This is a genomic window from Limisphaera sp. 4302-co (assembly GCF_049537155.1).
GTDB lineage: Bacteria > Verrucomicrobiota > Verrucomicrobiia > Limisphaerales > Limisphaeraceae > Limisphaera.
In genome coordinates, this window is sequence record NZ_JBMVQZ010000002.1 from 298037 (window position 1) to 317479 (window position 19443).

11 protein-coding genes are annotated in these 19443 nt (G+C 66.7%); 5 read left to right on the forward strand and 6 right to left on the reverse strand.

Going from position 1 to position 19443, the window contains the following annotated elements; translation table 11 throughout:
- Positions 1-32: 32 nt before the first annotated feature.
- The 3 genes from lpxA to rpmI all read right to left on the reverse strand — a co-directional run bounded on the left by lpxA (position 33) and on the right by rpmI (position 1688).
- Complete coding sequence (gene lpxA / locus ACPDIX_RS03395; protein WP_423430371.1) at positions 33-878, reverse strand: acyl-ACP--UDP-N-acetylglucosamine O-acyltransferase; 846 nt, start codon at positions 876-878, stop codon at positions 33-35.
- 174 nt (positions 879-1052) lie between these two features.
- Positions 1053-1436: a 50S ribosomal protein L20 gene (gene rplT / locus ACPDIX_RS03400; protein ID WP_423430372.1), complete on the reverse strand. Its 384-nt coding sequence runs from the start codon at positions 1434-1436 to the stop codon at positions 1053-1055.
- 36 nt (positions 1437-1472) lie between these two features.
- Positions 1473-1688, reverse strand: coding sequence for a 50S ribosomal protein L35 (gene rpmI, locus ACPDIX_RS03405; protein WP_423430373.1), 216 nt, complete (start codon positions 1686-1688; stop codon positions 1473-1475).
- A gap of 182 nt (positions 1689-1870) precedes the next feature.
- Between rpmI and ACPDIX_RS03410 the strand changes: the two genes are divergently transcribed.
- The gene (locus ACPDIX_RS03410) at positions 1871-2251 is read left to right on the forward strand and encodes a dUTPase (RefSeq protein ID WP_423430374.1); all 381 of its coding nucleotides are present in this window, start codon (positions 1871-1873) and stop codon (positions 2249-2251) included.
- A gap of 185 nt (positions 2252-2436) precedes the next feature.
- On the opposite strand, the gene dps is transcribed toward ACPDIX_RS03410, so the two are convergent.
- On the reverse strand, positions 2437-2928 hold the full coding sequence (gene dps / locus ACPDIX_RS03415) for a DNA starvation/stationary phase protection protein Dps (RefSeq protein WP_423430375.1): 492 nt from the start codon (positions 2926-2928) through the stop codon (positions 2437-2439).
- A 308-nt stretch (positions 2929-3236) separates the two neighbouring features.
- Here dps and cysS point away from each other — a divergent pair, with 308 nt between their 5' ends.
- The 3 genes from cysS to ACPDIX_RS03430 all read left to right on the forward strand — a co-directional run bounded on the left by cysS (position 3237) and on the right by ACPDIX_RS03430 (position 8831).
- Positions 3237-4685, forward strand: coding sequence for a cysteine--tRNA ligase (cysS, locus tag ACPDIX_RS03420; RefSeq protein ID WP_423430376.1), 1449 nt, complete (start codon positions 3237-3239; stop codon positions 4683-4685).
- A gap of 59 nt (positions 4686-4744) precedes the next feature.
- Positions 4745-5395 carry a dTMP kinase gene (gene tmk, locus ACPDIX_RS03425; protein WP_423430377.1) on the forward strand — a complete coding sequence of 217 codons (651 nt, stop codon included), beginning with the start codon at positions 4745-4747 and terminating at the stop codon, positions 5393-5395.
- Between the two features lie 346 nt (positions 5396-5741).
- Positions 5742-8831, forward strand: a complete 3090-nt coding sequence (locus ACPDIX_RS03430) for a vitamin B12-dependent ribonucleotide reductase (protein ID WP_423430378.1) — start codon at positions 5742-5744, stop codon at positions 8829-8831.
- A gap of 205 nt (positions 8832-9036) precedes the next feature.
- Here the strand turns inward: ACPDIX_RS03430 and ACPDIX_RS03435 are convergent, their stop codons facing one another.
- Positions 9037-12354, reverse strand: coding sequence for a discoidin domain-containing protein (locus ACPDIX_RS03435; RefSeq protein ID WP_423430379.1), 3318 nt, complete (start codon positions 12352-12354; stop codon positions 9037-9039).
- Positions 12355-12464: 110 nt separating this feature from the next.
- Positions 12465-13238, reverse strand: coding sequence for a nucleotidyltransferase family protein (locus ACPDIX_RS03440; RefSeq protein ID WP_423430380.1), 774 nt, complete (start codon positions 13236-13238; stop codon positions 12465-12467).
- A 157-nt stretch (positions 13239-13395) separates the two neighbouring features.
- Here ACPDIX_RS03440 and ACPDIX_RS03445 point away from each other — a divergent pair, with 157 nt between their 5' ends.
- On the forward strand, positions 13396-19398 hold the full coding sequence (locus ACPDIX_RS03445; RefSeq protein WP_423430381.1) for a PAS domain S-box protein: 6003 nt from the start codon (positions 13396-13398) through the stop codon (positions 19396-19398).
- Positions 19399-19443: the final 45 nt, after the last annotated feature.

Genomic DNA, 19443 nt, shown 5'->3' on the forward strand with positions numbered 1-19443 from the left:
TCCTTCCGGAACGCAAGGGCGGGCCGGTTCGGCTACGGGTTCCCGGGACCGGATTCCTCGGGAGAGGTTGTCTCCGACGGCTCCTCGGGCAGGGCAGCGGCGCGCGCGCGCGTGCCGTGCCGGCAGATTCCGCGCCGGCTTTGTTCGATGAAGCGAATGACGGTCTGCGCCGGTGCGGATGTGAACCGGTTCCGTGCGTCGGCCAGGACGTCCCGGAGGGGGCGTCCCGAAAGGAACAGCAAGCGATAAAGCTGCTTCAATTCCAGCCGCTCGGCGGCGGAGAACCCTGCGCGACGCAGGCCCACCAGGTTCAGTCCGCACAGGGAGTTGTCGCCCCAGGCCATCGTGTAGGGAGGCAGGTCCTGACTGATGGCGGCGCCCCCCTGCATCATGGCCAGTGTGCCCACACGCACGAACTGATGGACCAGACAATTCCCCGACAGGAAGGCGCGGTCTTCCACCACGGCGTGTCCGCCCAGCAACACCCCGTTGGCCACGATGACGTGGTTGCCGATGACGCAGTTGTGGGCCACGTGACTGTGGGCCATGAAAAAGTTGTGCGAGCCGATGACGGTGTCCTCCTCCGGGTTGTTGCTGCGGTGGACGGTCACGTGTTCGCGGAAGACATTGTGATCCCCGATGCGCACACCGGTGGGTGCTCCGCGGTACTTGAGGTCCTGTGGTGCGTCGCCGATGACGCATCCGGCATGGAAACGATTGTGTGCACCGGCCCGCAGCCGGCCATACAGGACGACATGCGGCCCCACCACGCAACCCGGGCCCAGCTCCACCTCCGGCCCGATGACCGCGCAGGGCCCCACCTGCACGGTGGGATCCAGTCGGGCGGCGGGATCAACGACGGCGGTCGGGTGGATCATCGTTTCAGGCTCGTCAGAGGGGCGGACCTGCGGGGCCTGCCGGGTTCGGGTCGTCGAACCAACCGTCGCGTGGGTTTCACGGACCGGCATGTTGGGTCGGATGGCCCCTTCTGAAAAGCCAAAACCCCCGCCGGGCGGGGGTGAGGCAAAATGAAACGACCGGTCCGATCCGGTTCAGGCCGCGGCGGTCAGTTTGGCCTGCTTTTCCTGCAGGGCCTTTTTGGCCAGCTCGATCAGTTGAGCAAACGCAGGCGCGTCCTGGGCGGCCAGGTCGGCCAGGACCTTCCGATCCAGCGTGCATTGGGCTGCTTTGAGCCCTTCCATGAACCGGTTGTAGGTCAGGCCGGCGGCGCGGACGGCGGCGTTGATGCGGATCTGCCAGAGCCGGCGGAACTCGCGCTTGCGGGTCCGGCGGTCCCGGTAGGCGTACTGCCGCCCGTGATCCACGGCATCGGAGGCGTACCGGTAGAGTTTGGAGCGGCGCAGGCGATAGCCCTTGGCCGCTTGGATCATTCGTTTCCGGCGTTTCCGGGAAGCTGGTGCGTTGGTGACTCGCATAGGTCCGTACGGATCAGAGGGCCGGGTGCACGGGCATCAGCCGCGGTGGCTGAAAGGCAGGTTGGCCAGGACGCGTTCGGCGTCGGCCTCCGGCACGAGCACCTGCTTGCGCAGCGAACGGCGGCGTTTGGGGCTCTTGCCCTGCAACAGGTGCCGGCGTCCGGCGCGCGAGCGCAGGACCTTGCCCGTGGCGGTGATCTTGAACCGTTTGGCCACGGCCTTGCGTGTTTTTACAGCTCGGGGACGTCGCATACAGACTGTCCTTTCGTTCAAACAGAGGCGCAATCATAGGTGAGGCACCGCCGCTGCGCAAGGGCTTTTCAGGCCGGGAGGAAGAACTTGCACCGGGGCGGTTGACCGGCCGCGGTGGCCGGAACCACGAACCGAGTTTGGACTGTTCACCGCCCGCCCGGAGGCGTATGGTGCGGCGCCCGATGAACCAACCGGATCGTCTCGAGGAATTGTGGCGGATGCAACGCGCGCTCAACGAGCGGATCGGAGTCCGTACCGAGGGCATGACCGAGGCCGACCGGGTGCACTGGATTCTCAACTACTGCCGGGCCATGTCCCAGGAGATCGCCGAACTGACCGACAGTGTACCGTGGAAGTGGTGGGCCCGGTACCAGAAATTCGACGAACAAAACGCCCGGGTGGAGGTTGTGGACCTCTTCCACTTCCTGATCAGCCTGGCGCAGGTGCTGGGCATGAGCGCCGAAGACGTCTACCAGGCCTATCGCAAGAAAAACGAGGTGAACTTCCGGCGCCAGGAGACCGGCTACACCACCAAGGACGAAACCGACTCGCGGCACATCTGAAACCGGCTCACCGGCCGGTGCCGGATGGGACGCCCCTGCGGCTCGCACGGTGGGCGCGCGGCTCGGGGGAGGGGGACGCCGATCGTGCCGGTGGCCGCCGTTCCCCGGCCCGTGACGCAGGTCCCGACCAGTCCCCGGTTTTCAACCGTTCGGGCGGCGCCCGCCGCCCGGGCCGCGCGCGCCGGCTATTTCGGCAGGTGCGCCTCCAGGAACCAGAGAGCCTTGTCGAGGGCGCGACCGACCTCCGTGAAGAGGTCCGCAGTGCCGGCGTCACCGGCCTGGGTGGCTGCCTCGATGGCGGCACGAGTGGAAGCGGCCAGCGCGGCATATCGTTCTGTCAGGAGCTGCACGCACGTCAGGCCGTCCTGGAACCCGGCTGGAAACTCGGGCAGACGGGACGTCGCCGCGGCCATGCGAACGGTGCCCTGGGCGGCGCCGCCCAATGCCGTGGCCCGCTCCGCCAGCAGATCCACCTGACCCAGCAACGTTTCTGCCAGCTCGTCGAACAGTTCATGCAACTGGTGGAAATGGGCCCCCACGACGTTCCAATGTGCCTGTTTGGTCTGGGCATACAGGTCGAGCGTATCGGCCAGCTGCCGGTTGAGGAGAGTCACCATGGCCTCACGCGCCGGCGATGCGAGGTCGATTCGAGTTGTCCGTGTGTTGGGTGCACTCATATCAGCCACATTAATGGCAGCAGAACGGTTCCGGGTCAAACAGGGATGGAACGCAGCGGCACGCTGCCGAAAGGTGGTTGGATCCGCGGCCGGCCGCCTGCGGCCGGTTCGCTTTTATGGGCGGTGGGCGTGGGCGGAGCTCCCCATCAGGGGCGGAGCTGACAGGCTTTCACCGGACCGGCGGCATGCGGGTTGCGGGCCGTTCGGTGGGGGGATGTCGCGGCGGGGATGACCGTCCCGGCGCGGGAGGGATTTCGGCTTTGCAGCGCGGGAAGGGGCTTCGTTACTCTGCGCGACCGTCGCGAGGCATGAAACTCTTCAACACGCTGACACGAAGTCTGGAGACCTTCGAGCCACTGGACCCCGGGGGGCGCCAGGTGGGCATGTACTGCTGCGGTCCGACCGTGTACGACTACGCCCACATCGGCAACTGGCGGACGTTCGTGTTTGCGGATCTGCTGCGGCGGTATCTGGAGTTTCGCGGGTACACGGTCCGGCACGTGATGAACATCACGGACGTGGAGGACAAGATCATCCGGCGCGTGCAGGAGACCGGTCTGCCGCTGCGGGAGTACACGGTCCGGTACGAGACGGCGTTTTTCGAGGATTTCGAAACCCTCCGTTGCCGCCGGCCGCATCACACGCCGCGGGCGACCGAGCACATCCCGGAGATCATCGAACTGATCCGGCGGCTGATGGACCGCGGCATTGCCTACCAGGCTCCGGACGGGTCGGTCTATTTCAGCATCGAAAAATACGTCGCCGCCGGCGGACAGTACGGCCAGCTGGCGCGGGTGCGTCTGGACCAGTTGCGGGTGGGCGAGCGGGTCCGGTCCGACGAGTACGCCAAGGAGACCCCCGTGGATTTCGCGCTTTGGAAGGCGCGCACAGCCGAGGACGGGGACGTCTACTGGCCCAGCCCGTGGGGGGAGGGCCGGCCCGGCTGGCACATCGAATGTTCGGCCATGAGCATGAAATGGCTCGGGCCCAGTTTCGACCTGCACCTCGGGGGTGAAGACCTGATCTTCCCGCATCACGAGGATGAAATCGCCCAGAGCGAAGGGGCCGGACTGCAGCAGCCGGGCCGGCGATTCGTCAAGTACTGGGTGCACGGGGCCTTCCTGTTGGTCGAAGGCCGCAAGATGAGCAAGTCGCTCGGGAACTTCTTCACCCTGCGCGACCTCCTGGCGCGCGGCTTTGCCGGGCGGGAGGTCCGTTACGTCCTGTTGTCCGGCCACTATCGCGAGACCCTGAACTTCACACTGGAGGGCCTGCAGGCCGCCCGGGGGGCACTGGGCCGACTTGACGAGTGCCTGGCGCGACTGCGCGAGCTGGCCGAAAGCCACACGGGGACGGCTTCCTCCCTTTCCGGGGCGGAGGCGCCGGTGCCGGATCTGCTCGGACCGTTCGAGACGGCCATGGACGAAGATCTTAACATCTCCGCCGCCTGGGCGGCCGTCTTCGAGTGGGTTCGGGAACTGAACCGCCGGATGGCTGCCGGCACGCTGACCCCGGCCGGGGCCGCCGCGGCGCTGCAACAATGGGCCCGGGTGGACGACGTGCTGGCGGTGGGCGAACATTCGGAGGAAACCGCCCCGCCGGAGGTGCTGCAGTGGGTGGAAGAACGACAAGCCGCCCGAAAAGCCCGGGACTTTGCGCGGGCAGATGCCCTGCGGGAACGGATCCGGTCAGCCGGCTGGCTTGTGGAAGACACCCCCAAAGGGCCGCGGCTGAAACGGCTTCCGCGAACCGCCTGACCCGGCCGAGGTCCGGCCCGGCAGGACACCGGCCGGTCCGGGTGCGATGAGGAACCGAGGTGAAAGGGTTGTTCATCACGTTCGAAGGGACGGAGGGCAGCGGCAAGACCACCCAGGTGGCGTTGCTGGCGGACAAACTGCGGGAATGGGGCCGCCGCGTGTGCGTGGTGAGGGAACCGGGCGGCACACCCATCGGTGAGGAGATCCGCCACACCCTCAAACACAGCCACCAAAACCACGCCATGGCGTGGGAAACCGAGCTGCTCCTCATGAACGCCAGCCGGGCACAATTGGTCCGTGAAGTGATCCGCCCGGCGCTGGCCGCCGGTGAGATCGTCTTGTGCGACCGATTTGCCGATTCGACCATTGCCTACCAGGGGTACGGGCGTGGACTGGACCTGGAGACCGTGCGGCGGGTGATCGAGGTGGCCGTGGGCGACACGTGGCCGGACTTGACCCTGCTGTTGCGTGTGCCGCCGGAAGTGAGTGCCGAGCGACTCCGGCGGCGCCAGGCCACCCTGCCGTTCGTGCGGGATCGGATGGAAGAGGCCGATGCCGCATTTTTCGAGCGCGTGGCCCGGGGATATGAAGCCATCGCGGCGGCTGAACCCAACCGGGTGCGCGTCATAGACGCCTCAGGCTCGGTGGAGGCGGTGCATGCAGCCATTTGGCGCGAAGTGGCGCCCTTGGTGGCGTTGGGCAAACGCTGAGCAAGAGGCTCTCCCGGGCTCGACCTGACGCTGCACGGGCCACTGCGCAACGTGGCCACCGGGTTTTGCGCTCCCGACCGGCGCGAAGAAACCGAGGAAAACGGCCTTCGTTACCGTTAAACGAAAAAGTCAAAAAAATCCCTTGCAACGCTATATGTTGGGTCTAAGGTGGCCGTGTTGCCCAACCGGTTGGGCAATGCCGATCGGCGGGGTTTCCCCGCGATGCGGCGCGGATTTGTGACAGTTTTGAATCGAATTTCCCCCGGACAGCCGATGGCCGGCGGTGGCTTTGTGCGCGGCGGGTCCGGGGGGCAGCAACCGAATCCCAAGCAACAAACCTGACGCCATGATCGAAGCACCGACGGTTCAGCAGGTAAAGGCACGGTCCGATCGTCCCGGGGAGGACGGGGCGCGGCACGTTTCAGCGGGCGCGGGGGCGGAACCGCCCATTCGGCAGCCGATGGACTGGCCCCGGGTGTTCAGTGATCCGAAGGTCAAGCCGTTCGACCAGGTGGAGTGGGAGCGGCGCACCGCCGAGATCACGGACGATTCGGGCAGGGTGATTTTCAAGCAGGAGGACGTGGAGGTGCCCAGGAGTTGGTCGCAACTGGCGACCAAGGTGGTGGTCTCCAAGTACTTCTACGGTGAGATGGGCACACCGGAACGGGAGACTTCGGTGCGCCAGCTCATTCACCGCGTGTGTCGGACCATTGCGGACTGGGGGGTGAAGGACGGCTATTTCACGCCCGAGGGCGGGGAGGTTTTCTACGACGAGTTGGTGTGGTTGTGCCTCAACCAGTACGGGGCGTTCAACTCGCCGGTCTGGTTCAACGTGGGACTCTACCATCAGTACGGGATCGGCACGAAATCCGCCCCGGGCAACTGGTTCTACAACCCCCGGACCGGCCAGGCGGAGCGGGCCCGGACTCAGTACGAGTACCCGCAGTGCAGCGCCTGCTTCATCCAGTCGGTCGAGGACAACATGGAGTCCATCATGCGGCTGGCGTACTCGGAGGCCATGCTGTTCAAGTTCGGCTCGGGCACGGGCACGGATCTGTCGCCCATCCGGTCGAGCAAGGAGAAACTCAGCGGGGGCGGCCGGCCGAGCGGGCCGTTGAGTTTCCTGAAGGTTTACGACCAGGTGGCCAACGTGGTTAAAAGCGGCGGCAAGACCCGGCGTGCCGCCAAGATGAACACGTTGTACGACTGGCACGGTGACATCGAGGAGTTCATCGAGGCCAAGGCCAGGGAGGAGAAAAAGGCCTGGGCCCTGATCGAGCAGGGTTACGACGGCAGCTACAACGGCGAGGCCTACGGCAGCGTGATGTATCAGAACGAGAACCTGTCGGTGCGTGCCACCGACGCGTTCATGGAGGCGGCCCTGCAGGGTCGCGAGTGGTGGACGCGCGCGGTGACCACCGGCAAGCCCCTGGAGAAGAAGGACGCCGCCAAACTGCTGTGGAAGATCGCCGAGGGCACGTGGATCTGCGGCGATCCGGGCATGCAGTTCGACGGGGCCATCCAGAAGTGGCACACCTGCAAGGGCACCGAGCCGATCTACTCCACCAACCCCTGCTCCGAATACGTGTTCATCAACAACACGGCCTGCAACCTGGCTTCGCTGAACCTGATGAAGTTCAAGCGCCCGGACGGATCGTTCGACGTGGAACGGTTCCAGGCGGCGGTGCGGGTGTTCATCACGGCGCAGGACATCATCGTGGACAACGCCAGCTACCCCACCAAGGAGATCGCGGAAAACTCGCACATCTTCCGCACCCTGGGCCTGGGGTACGCGAACCTCGGTTCGCTCATCATGAGCTACGGCTTACCCTACGATTCGGACGAGGGACGGGCGCTGGCGGGCGCGATCACGGCCATCATGACCGGCACGGCCTACGAACAGTCGGCACGGCTTGCCGAGGCGTTGGGGCCCTTCCCGGGTCTGCACGACGCACGGTGCGCCCACGTGCCCAAGCCGCTCAAGCCCGACAACGTGGAGTCCATGTTCGAGGTGATCCAGCTCCACCGGGACGCGGTGGAGCAGATCCAGCCTGCCGCGGAGTTTGCCCATCTGAAAGAGGCGGCCCGGGCCTGTTGGGATCGTGCGCTGCAGTTGGGCCGGTGCTTCGGTTACCGGAATGCACAGGTGACCGTGCTGGCGCCCACCGGGACGATCTCCTTCATGATGGACTGTGACACGACGGGGATCGAACCGGACATCGCGCTGGTGAAGTACAAGCTGCTGGCGGGCGGCGGGCTGCTGAAGATCGTCAACCGCACGGTGCCGGAGGCGCTGCGCCGGCTGGGCTATTCCCGGGAGGAGATTGACCGGATCGTGGCGCACATTGACCGGTACGACACGATCGAGGACGTGGAGGAGAACGGGCAGGTGGTCCGCAGCGGGCTCAGGCCGGAGCATCTGCCGGTGTTCGACTGCGCGTTCAAGCCGGCCCGCGGCAAACGCGCCATCCATTACATGGCGCACCTCAAGATGATGGCCGCGGTGCAGCCGTTCATCAGCGGGGCGATCTCCAAGACGGTGAACATGCCCCAGGACAGCACCATCGAGGAGATCCGGGACGCCTACGTGCAGGCGTGGAAGATGGGGTTGAAATGCGTGGCCATCTACCGGGACGGTTCGAAACGGTCCCAACCCCTCAGCACCCGCAAGACAGGCGAGGCCGGCGATCGGGAGACGATCGAGTCGCTCCGGAAACGGATCGAGGAGCTGGAAGCCGAGGTGCGGCGGCTGCAGCAGGAGGCGGGTCGGCCCCGGCGCCGTCGCCTGCCGGATACGCGCCGGTCGGTCACCCACAAGTTCGAGATCGCCGGTCATGAGGGTTACCTGGTGGTGGGTCTGTTCGACGACGGTTCGCCGGGCGAACTGTTCATCACCATGGCCAAGGAGGGCTCGACCATCGGCGGCCTGATGGACACCATCGGCACGCTGACCAGTCTGGCCCTGCAGTACGGCGTGCCGTTGGAGGCCCTGGTGAAAAAGTTTGCTCACCAGCGGTTCGAACCGAGCGGATTCACCCGCAACCCGGAGATCCGGAACGCGTCCTCGATCACCGACTACATCTTCCGGTGGATGGCGTTGCAATTCCTGCCCGGTTACCGCGAGCAGCAGGCCGCCTCCCAGCAGCCGGAGCTGAGCTTCCCCGGCCTGATGGAGGAACTGAAGCGGACGGTCAACCGGCCGGTGCCCGAACTGCCGCGCACGGCCGAGGAGGGCGAGGGCGAGACATCCGCCAGCCCTGCAACGGTCGCGGCCGGCGCCCCGGCGGCCGGTGCGGGTCCGGTAAAATCGTTGAGCGACACGGTGGCGCATTTCCAGCTGGACGCGCCCACCTGCCCGAACTGCGGCCACGTCACGGTCCGCAACGGCGCCTGTTACAAATGCCTGAACTGCGGCGAGAGCCTCGGTTGTTCGTGACCGCCCCTTCGGGCGGCTGACGCGGTCCAGGGCCGTGCCGCCCCCGAAAAGATCACCGGCCCGTGCGTCGCATGCCGATGCGACGTGCGGGCCGGCGCAGTTTTCGGGAAGGGCCGCTTCGGGCCTCACCTCGAACGGGGTCGGGCCATTGCGCGCGGCGTGCGGTTCATGCCGTCGGGATGGCGCGGCCGGACCCGCGCCCGGGTCATGGTGCCAGCGGCGTGATTTCCGCCACCGAAGCCCACGGACCTGCGCCGTGTCCGCTCCAGGCCCGCAACCGGAGGGCGCGAATCTCCATCGGCGGGTCGAATCGAACGGTCTTGGGGCCCGCATCGGCCGGCCATTCACCTGCCGCCACGGGACCCTCCCACGGGCCGGAAGGGGACATGCGCACGTGAATCTCCCAGCGCCGGATCCAGCCGTTCCGGTTGCCGTCCTGGCGGGGCCGGACAATCACGCCCGCCACGGCCCGGGGATCGTCCCATTCCAGCGTCAGGTCGTGTGGAAATGGATCGGCGTCCTCGCCCCAGCGGGTGTGCCACAGGGTTTCGGGATCACCGTCAACGGCCCGCGCGGCTTCGTAACCCGGCTGTTCGCTGGAAGCCGACACCCGGTCGGGTCGCAACGGGTCCGTCCGTTCGGGATCGATCAGCGCCCGGACCTGTTCGGGTGTGAACTCGGCGCGGGGCCGGCAGCGGTCGGACGCCAGATAGGCGGTCAGACTGGCGCGCATCTGGCGGCTGACCGGGTCGTCCGCTTCGCGAGTCAGATCGAACCCACAAATGAGGATGCGGCCCGGGCCGACCCGGCCTTCGACGATCAGTGCCAGGGGCCGCGCGGTGAACCAGTCGTCTATGACCCGCACGATGGGCTCTGTGTCCGGTGGCAAAAGATCGAGTCGCAGCGCACCGGCCCGATGGATCAGGTACCACCACTGCCAGTTGCTGTGGGACTCGGTGGGGAAGTCTGACAGGGCGGGGTGGCGCGGGTCGCAGAGGATGCCCAGGGTCGTGGGGGCCTGACGGCGGGTCCAGGCCGTGTTCCAGAAGATCGAAGAGAAACCGAGCTTGACCGGCAGGTCGTCATGGTTGCGGACGCGGTGACCCGGCAGTGTCAGCAGCACGCGGCCGCCCGCGGCCAGTACGGATTCCACGGCCCGGTCGAATGCGTTGGTGACGAGCACGGATGGGGGTGGCGGGTGCACCCTGTCCGGGTAGACCCAGAGGTCCCAGTCGTTTTCGAACCGGACGCGGCGGGCACCCGAGGGGTGTGGTTCCTCGCGTCCGGACAGGGTCACGACGAGGCGGTATTTTGCAGGGACGACCAGCCCGGCCAGATCCCACTCCACGGTCCCGAGCTCGAGCCCGTTGCCCAGGGGAAGCCGGGACAGGAGACCTTTCTGGCGCCGGACGGTCCGGCCCCGCCCGTCCACCAGGCGCGCGGTCCACTCCACATCCCGAAGGGGCGCGGGCCCGAAATGTGCCGCTTCCAACCGGGCCTCGATCCGGTCGGAACTCGTGAACACTCGCCGGGCCAGGCGTGCCAGCGGGACGGTGGAATTGCAGAATCGCCGGTATTCCTCCGCCGTCACGTATCCCTTGGGTTCCCAGAAGGGGTCGAGCACGCCCACCAGCGCGGTGCCCTGGCCGGGGAAATCGTGCAGGTCCAGCAGGTGAAACCCGCCCATGCCGGTGGTGCGCAGCGCCGATTCGATGTCCTCTTTGTAACAAAGGACCTGAAGCCGCCCACTGGCGTGGAGAAAGTCCCGCGCAAAGCGGAGCAGACCGTGGGCGCGGAGGCGGTCTTCAAATATGTCGAAGTTCCGGGCCTTGAGATACCCGGTGTACTTAGTCCGCTCGTCGAGGTGGGGGTAGGCGCACCATTGACCGATCTCGTGACTGATGACAGGGACGGAACGGCGCCGGATATAATCGCCGTAATCGGTGATCGTTTCCGGCGGCCGGGCGTTGATGCGGGATCGGAGGCCGGCACCCCACGCCTGGATCCGGGGGTCCGGCGTCACGTGAAACTGGTTTTCCGGCAGTTGGGGCCAGCCGGACCCGCTGGTCCAGAGCCGGCGGGGATCGAGCGCTTTGAAGTGGTTCACGTACCGCCGGAGATACGCACCGGCGTTGCGGCCGCCGGGCTCGTTCCCATGCGCCATGAAGAGGAAGGAGGGATGATTGCCGTAGGCTTCGAGGATTCGCTCGGTTTCCTCCCAGACCCATGCGTCCACCGGTTTGCCGTCTCCGAGTGTGGTGGATTGGTTGGGCCAGCAGGTCTCGACCTGCAGGTAGAAACCCAGTTGATCGGCGGCGATGAAGGCGGCTTCGGGAGGACACCAGGAGTGGAACCGGAACAGGTTGAGTCCATGCTGCCTGGCCACCCGGATGATGCGTTCCCACGCGGCCACGTCGGTGGGCGGATGCCCCGTGCGGGGGAAGATGGCGCACTCGAGCGTCCCGCGCACGAACAGCGGCCGGCCGTTGAGGGTGAATCGCGTCCCTTCCGTCCCCGGCTCGCGCAGCCCGAACCGGACGGTGCGTTCGTGCCGGACCTTCTGACCGCCGGCGCGGCCCTCGAGCCTGGCCCGCAGCCGGATCAGAGCAGGATGAAACTCGTCCCACAGCGGTGCGTCGGGGCCCAGCGGCAGGTTGAATTCGCCCTCCCAATCACCCTCCTCGAAACGGAGTTCTCCGATCTGCTCCGCGGCCCGGCCCGGCCGGGCGTCATCCGTCTCGAGACGGAGATGGCCTTCGAACCGGACGGCCGCCGGGTTGGTCAACACGACGCGAATCCGCGCGCTGCGGTCGGCAACGCGGGGGTACACCTGCAGATCCCGGATCCACACGGGAGGGAGCGCCACCAACCGGATGCAGCCCACGATGCCGTTCCAATTGCCCTGGGTATGATCGCTGATGGCATGGGAGTTCTCGCCGATGTCAATCACCCGACGGTTGTCCACGCGTATGGTCAGGGTATGTCGGCCGGGTTCGACAAAGCCCAGTTCGTACACGTGCGGCGTGGCCAGCGAGCGGTTCGTGCCCAGGAACCGGTCGTCGAGCCACACCCGGGTTTCCCAGTGGGGCCGTTCCAGTTCCAGGCGGAGCCAGCGCCCGCGCCAGCGGGCCGGCACCTGCAGGTCGCGTTGGTACCATGCGGGCCCGGCGTAGTAGCGCTCCGGTTGCAACCAGAAGGGGATCTTGATCCGGCCGGGCAGCCGGTAGGGCGCGTACTCCGGGGCGTCGAACCAGGAACGGTCCACGATCCCGCCGGTCCAGGGCGTGTCCACCCCGACGGGGTCTCCGATCCCCTGCGCCGGGAGCGATCCGGGCAATCGCACGGTTCCGGGCAACGCCCGCGTGTGCCATTGCTCGTGTAACCCGACATCCTGCGGGTCCGGTGCAAAGCGCCAGCGGCCGCCGAGGTCCAGCGTGTCCGGATCCGCTCCGGCTGGCGTGGTCCAGCCCAGCCAGGCCATCGCGAGCAGGCACCATCGGAGCCTCCAGGTTGTCCGCAGCATCGGTTCCGTAGGGTGGTGGCCGGGGCATCCGGGTTGGGGTGCGGGACCGGTTTCGGCCCGGGCCGCGCGGCCGCGCCCGCAGACATGCCCATGTGCCCGGCCCGGTTGGATCAGGCGCCGGCACCCCCGGCCCGGCCCCGGGCCAGCTCTCGAAAGATCCGGTCCGCTTCCTCCAAGGTCTCTTTGGACCCGATGTCGAACCACAGTCCCGGCACGCGCCAGGTGTAGAAGGGCGTGCGCGTGTACATCCACTGGACGAGACGGCCCGGCTGATCCGGGTTGTTGCCTTCGGCCACGTACTGCCGGATCAGCGGCAGGGTCTGCCGCGGGTAGTAATAGAGCGCGATGCCGGTGAGGGTGCTGCGGGGTTGGGCGGGTTTTTCCTCGAAAAACCTGATGCGCCCGTCGGCGTCGGTGGAGATGGCGTTGTACTTTTTGATCTGTTCGAGATCGCCCACGTCGTAGACACCGAGCACGGGGGCATGGCGCTGGCGACAGTACTCGCCGAACCCGGCGAGGGGTTCGCTGAACAGGTTGTCCCCGGCAATGATGACCAGATCATCGTCCACGCCCTGGGTTTCCAGGACGAAGTGGATGTCGCCGATGGCGCCGCGTTTGTTGGAGTCGTCTGTCGTGCCGTCGTTGACGACGGTGCAGGGGAAAGGGGCGTGAGAACCCCGGGTGCGGGCCCATTGCTCGAATTGGTCGGCAAACCTGGCATTGGTGACGATGTAGACATGGGTGATGTCGCGCACCGGTGCCAGGGCGGCCAACACGTGTTCGAGCATCGGCTGGCCCGCCACGGGCAACAAAGGTTTGGGTCGGTTCAATGTCAGCGGATACAACCGGGTCGCGTAACCGGCGGCCAACACGATGGACTTCATACGCGGCTATGGAACGAAGAGACGTGCCTGCGATCAACCTCAAAGCTCCCGGGCGGGCCTGCCGTCCGGGCACGGTCCCGGCCCGGGAGCCCGGGCCGTTGCGGCTTGTCACGGCTGAGCGGGTCTCATTAGGCTCGGCCTGCTTGCTCAACAGCCTATGAAAGCGCCTTTGTGGGTCCGAGGGTTGGCGGTCTCTCTCGCCGTGGCGGTACTGGCCGGCGTTTACTGGCTCCAGCGGCAGCAGAGCGCCGAACTGCGACACCGGGCCGAGGAAATGCTCCGCGGCATCGCCGAGCTGAAGGCCCGGGAGGTGGTGATCTGGCGCGGCGAACGGTTGGAGGATGGGGAGGTCTATCGCCGGTCAGCCTCGGTGGCGCAGGCGTTCCAGCAATGGTTGAACGAGCCCGATGCCCAACGTGAGGCCGTGCTGCGGCGGCGCGTGGAGCAGCGGTTGCCGGTCCGCCGGTACACCCAGGTGTTGCTCACCGACGCCGGTGGCCAGGTGCGTTGGGTCCTTCGGGAGGAACCGCCGCCGTTGACCCCTCAGCTTCGTCAGGCCCTGACCAATGCCCTGGCAACCGGCCAGACCACATTGAGCGACCTGTTTCCCGGCGGACGCGATCCGGTGCCGAACTTTGCGGTGGTGGCGCCCCTGCTTTCCGGGGAAGATTCTCCTGCGCCCGTGGTGGGAGCGGCCGTTCTGGTGGGCAGGATCTTCGAGGACCTGGGCCCGGTTCTCTCGTTCTGGCCGGTTCCATCCAAAAGTGCGGAAGCCCTGTTGTTGCAGCGCCGTGGCGACGATGTGGTGGTCCTGAACGAGGCGCGGAACTGGCAGGGGATGGCCCTGCGCCATCGCATTCCCCTCGCGGAGTCGGCGCTGGTGGAGGTCCGGGCGGTGGGAGGGGAGCGCGGCTTTCTCGAGGGCCCCGACTATCGCGGGGTGCGGGTGGTTGCGGTGGCGTCCGTGGTGCCGGGATCCGATTGGGTCCTGCTGACCAAGGCGGATGCGGCGGAGGCTTATGCACCGGCGCGGCGCCGGGCGGCGACTCTCTGGGCGGCGGGTCTGTCGGTGGTGGTCCTGTTGGGCCTGCTGGTACGGTTGATGAACGCCCGCGCCCGGGCGGAGGCGCTGAGACAGCAACTGGCGGCCGAACGGGAACGACGTCGGTTGGAGGAACGGCACCGGATCACCCTGCAGAGCATCGGCGACGCCGTCATCGTGACCGACGCGGAGGGGCGGGTGGAATTCCTCAATCCGGTTGCCGAATCATTGACCGGGTGGCCCCTGGCCGAGGCCCGGGGCAAACCGCTGAGCCGGGTGTTTCACATCGTCAATGAAGAGACGCGTCAGTTGGTTGAGAGCCCGGTGCAACGGGTCCTGAAGGAAGGTCGCGTGGTCGGCCTGGCCAATCACACCCTGCTGATCGCCCGGGACGGACGCGAGTTTCCCATCGCCGACAGCGGCGCACCCGTCCGGGACGAGGAGGGTCGGATCACGGGAGTGGTCCTGGTGTTCCGGGACCAGACCGAGGAGCGCAGGGCGCAACGGTTGTTGGCGGAGGCGCTGGCGTTGAACGAAGCCATCGTGGCCACGTTGCGGCATCCCTTGCTCGTGCTGGACGCGCAGTACCGGGTGGTCTCGGCCAACCGCGCCTTTTACACCAGCTTCGCCGAGTCCCCCGGTGCGGTGGAGGGCCGGTCCCTGTTCGAACTCTGGGACGGTCAGTTCGATCGGCCCGAACTTCGTGCGGTGTTGGAAGAGGTCCCGGCCCGGGACAGCGGCGTCGAGGATCATGAGCTGACGGTGGAACGGCCCGGCCTGGGGCGGCGCGTGTTACGGTTGAACGCGCGCCGGCTGTATGGCGAGGCCCGGGCGGCGCAGATGATCCTGCTGGCCTTTGAGGACATGACCGCGCGGATCGAGGCCGAGCGCGCCCTCCGGGAAAGCCATCGCCAGATGCAGACCCTGCTGGCCAACCTCCAGGGCATGGCCTACCGATGCAAAAACGCACCCGACTGGCCGATGATCCTGGTTAGCGAAGGATGCAGGGAACTCACCGGGTACGAGCCCGCCTCGCTCATGGAGGGCCGCCCGTCCTACGGCGAACTGATCGTGCCGGAAGATCGCCAGACGGTTTGGGACGTCGTGCAGGCGGCGCTGGCCCTGCGCGAGCCCTATGAACTGAGCTACCGCATCCGGCGCGCGGATGGTCAGGTTCGCTGGGTCTGGGAACGCGGCCGGGGCGTGTACGACGAATCCGGCCAGTTGCAGTTCCTGGAGGGCTTCGTGGCGGATGTCACCGCACGCAGGCAGGCCGAGGAGGCGCTCTTCCAGAGCCGCGAGCGACTACGCATCACGCTGGAGAGCATCGGAGACGCGGTCTTGAGCACCGATGCCGAGGGCCGGGTGGAGTACATGAATCCGGTCGCAGAACGGCTCACCGGTTGGAGCAGGGACGAAGCCCGGGGCAAACCACTGGCCACCGTGTTCCGGATCGCCAACGAGTTCACGCGCCAGCCGGTGGAGAATCCGGTGGACCGCGTGTTGCGTGAGGGCAAAACGGTGGGACTGGCCAATCACACCCTGCTCATTCACCGGGACGGCCGGGAGATCCCCATCGCCGACAGCGCCGCCCCCATCCGCAATGCGCAGGGCGAACTGGCCGGTGTGGTCCTCGTCTTCCGCGACCAAACGTCCGAACGCGAGGCCCGCCGCGCCGTGGAAGAGAGCGAGGCCCGCTTCCGTTCCCTGTTCGAAGGCTCGGGCGAAATGATCGCGCTGCACCGGTTGGTCTTCGACGAAAACGGCCGCCCGGTGGATTACCGTTTACTCGACGTCAATGCCACCTACGAGCGACTCATGGGGCTGAAACGTCAGGAGGTGCGCGGCCGGCTCGGCTCGGAGGTCTACGACACGCATCCCGCACCCTACCTGGAGGAGTTCGCCCGGGTCGCGCTGACCGGGCAGCCGCGTCGCCTCGAGATCTACTGGCCACCGGTGGACCGGCACTTCGAAGTGTCCGTGGCACCGTTTGGTCGGGACGGGTTCGCCACGCTGTGCACGGATGTCACGGACCGAAAACGCGCCGAGGCGCAATTGCGCGAAAGCGAGGAACGCTTCCGCATGCTCACCGAAAACGCCCTCGTGGGCATCTACCTGTACGACGCCAACGGTTTCCTTTACGTCAACCCCGCCATGGCTTCCGTCTTCGGTTACACGCCCGAAGAACTGATCGGCAAGCTGGGGCCGCTGGATCTGACCCATCCCGACGACCGGCCTCTGGCCCGGGAAAACATCCGGCGCCGGCTCAGCGGCGAGGTCCGCGAAGTCCGCTACCGTTTCCGCGGCCGGCGCAAGGACGGGTCCACCGTGTATGTCGAAGCTCATGGCGCGCGCGTGGATTACCAGGGTCGGCCGGCCGTGTTGGGCAGCCTGATTGATGTCACCGAACGACAGCGCTGGGAGGAACGACTGGCCAACGAACGTGCCCTGTTGCGCACGCTGGTGGATCATCTGCCGGTGGCCCTCTACCTCAAGGACACCGAGGGACGCAAAACCCTGGTCAACCCCATTGATCAGAAAAACCTCGGCGTCCGGTCTGAGGAAGAGGCACTCGGCAAAACCGACTTCGACTTTTTCCCGCCCGATCAGGCCGCCGCCTTCTGGGCCGACGATCAGCAGGTGCTCCGCACCGGCCAGCCCGTTTTGAACCGCGAAGAACGAGTGACCCGGCCAGACGGGACCGATCTGTGGCTGCTGACCTCCAAGGTCCCGATCCGGGATGCCCAGGGCCGGATCACCGGACTGGCCGGCATCGGCCTCGACATCACCGAATTGAAGCGCGCGCGCGACCAGCTTGCCGCGGAGCGCACCCTCATGCGCACGCTCTTGAACACCCTGCCCCTGGCCGTCTACGCCAAGGACATCACCGGCCGCAAAACCCTCACCAACCCGGTCGACCTCCGGTTCATGGGTGCGAGCTCCGAGGAGGAGGTTCTCGGAAAAAGCGATTTCGACTTCTACCCGCCCGAACAGGCGGAAGTGTTCGCCGCCGAAGACCGGCAGGTGATGGAAACCGGGGAACCCATCCTCGGTCGAGAAGACCTGATCACCCTGCGCGACGGCCGGCAGGCCTGGCTCCTGACCTACAAGGCGCCCCTCCGGGACGCCCACGGGCGCGTCATCGGGCTGGCCGGATGCGGCCTGGACATCACCGATCGCAAGAAGGCCGAGGAAGCCCTGGCACGCGAGCGCGCCCTCCTGCGCACCATCGTCAACACCGTGCCGATGGTCGTCTATGCCAAGGACCTCGAAGGCCGCAAGACCCTCACCAACCCCGAGGATCTCCGCTACATGGGCGCCAGCAGCGAGGAGGAGGTCCTGGGCAAGACCGACTTCGACTTTTATCCGCCCGAGCAGGCCGCCCGGTTCGCCGAGGAGGACCGTCGCGTGATCGAGACCGGCCAGCCCCTGCTGAACTACGAGGAACGGGTCGTGCGCCGCGACGGGACCGTGGTCTGGAAAATCGCCTCCAAGGTCCCCCTGCGGGACCGGGCCGGCAACATCATCGGCTTGTGCGGATGCGGCCTCGACATCACCGAATGGAAACAGGCCGAGGCACGACTCCGCGAACAGGCCGCGCTGTTGGACGCCGCAAACGACGCCATTCTGGTCTGGACCTTGGATCACCACATTCGATACGCCAACGCCGCGGCCGCAAATCTGCTCGGACGGACCCGGGAGGATCTGCCCGGGCGCCGGCTGGAAGAAGTGCCGGAGCTCATTTTCACGGGCCTGACGGAGGCGGAGCAGAAACTTCAGGACCAGGGGGTATGGACCGGCGAGATCCGGGTCCCGCAACAGACCGGCGGCGAGCGCGTGGTCCTGGCCCGCTGGACCCTGTTGAACGAACCCCCGGACAGCCCGCCGCGCGTGCTGGCCATCCTGACCGACATCACCGACCGCAAGCAGCTCGAGGTCCAGTTCCTTCATGCCCAGCGCATGCAGGGGATTGGTGCCCTGGCCGGTGGAATCGCCCATGACCTGAACAATCTCCTGGCGCCCATCCTCATGGCCGCACCCCTGTTGCGCGAGAGCACCGAAGATCCCGAGGCCCGCGCCATGCTCGAGACCATCGAACAATGCGCACAACGCGGTGCCGATATCATCCGCCAACTCCTGACCTTCGCGCGAGGTGCCCCCGGCACGAGAGTCCCCGTGCCCATCCGCCACCTCCTGCGGGACATGGACAAGATCATCCGCGAGACCTTCCCGCGGAACATCCAGCCCGACCTGCACGCCCCGCGCGACCTGTGGTCGGTGATGGGCGATCCCACCCAGCTTCATCAGGCCTTGATGAACCTCTGCGTGAACGCCCGCGATGCCATGCCGCAGGGCGGCACGCTGCGCCTGGCGGCCGAAAACGTTTACGTGGACGAGGACTTTGCCGCGCTGGATCCGCATGCCCGTCCCGGCCCGTACGTCTGTGTGACCGTCAGCGACACCGGCACGGGCATCCCGCCCGAGATCCGGGACCGTATCTTCGATCCCTTCTTCACCACGAAAGAGGTGGGCAAGGGGACGGGACTCGGTCTGCCCACGGTGTTGGGCATTGTCCGCGGTCACAACGGTTTCCTGCGCTTCAAGAGCATTGTGGGACAGGGCACCACCTTCGAACTGTACCTCCCGGCCACACAGACCGAGGGAGCCCTGCCGGCCGGTGCAGAGCCCGAACTGCCGCCGCCGGCCCGCGGCGAAACCATCCTCGTCGTGGACGACGAAGCCGGCGTGCGCGAGATGTTGCGCCGCTCCCTCGAAAAACACGGCTACCAGGTCCTGGTGGCCTCCGAGGGGCGCGAGGCGCTCGAGCTGTTCCAGCGGTTCACCGACCGCGTCCGGGTCATCCTCACCGACATGCTCATGCCGGGGATGGACGGACCGACTCTGGTCCGGGATCTGCGCCGGCTCGGTGTCTCGCTGCCCATCGTGGGGATGACCGGCGTGGCCGAGCGCGTCGCCATGGCCACGCTGGAAAGTCTCCATCTGGAGAGTCTGTTGCGGAAGCCGTTCCTGACCCGGGACCTGCTGTGGCTGTTGCACCGGCTGTTGCATCCCGACGCAGGCAAAACGGAGACTCCCCCCGCAGATCCAATGATCTGAGCCCCCGCCGGAGCAACGGCATCCAAACACGATTGCCGCGCCACT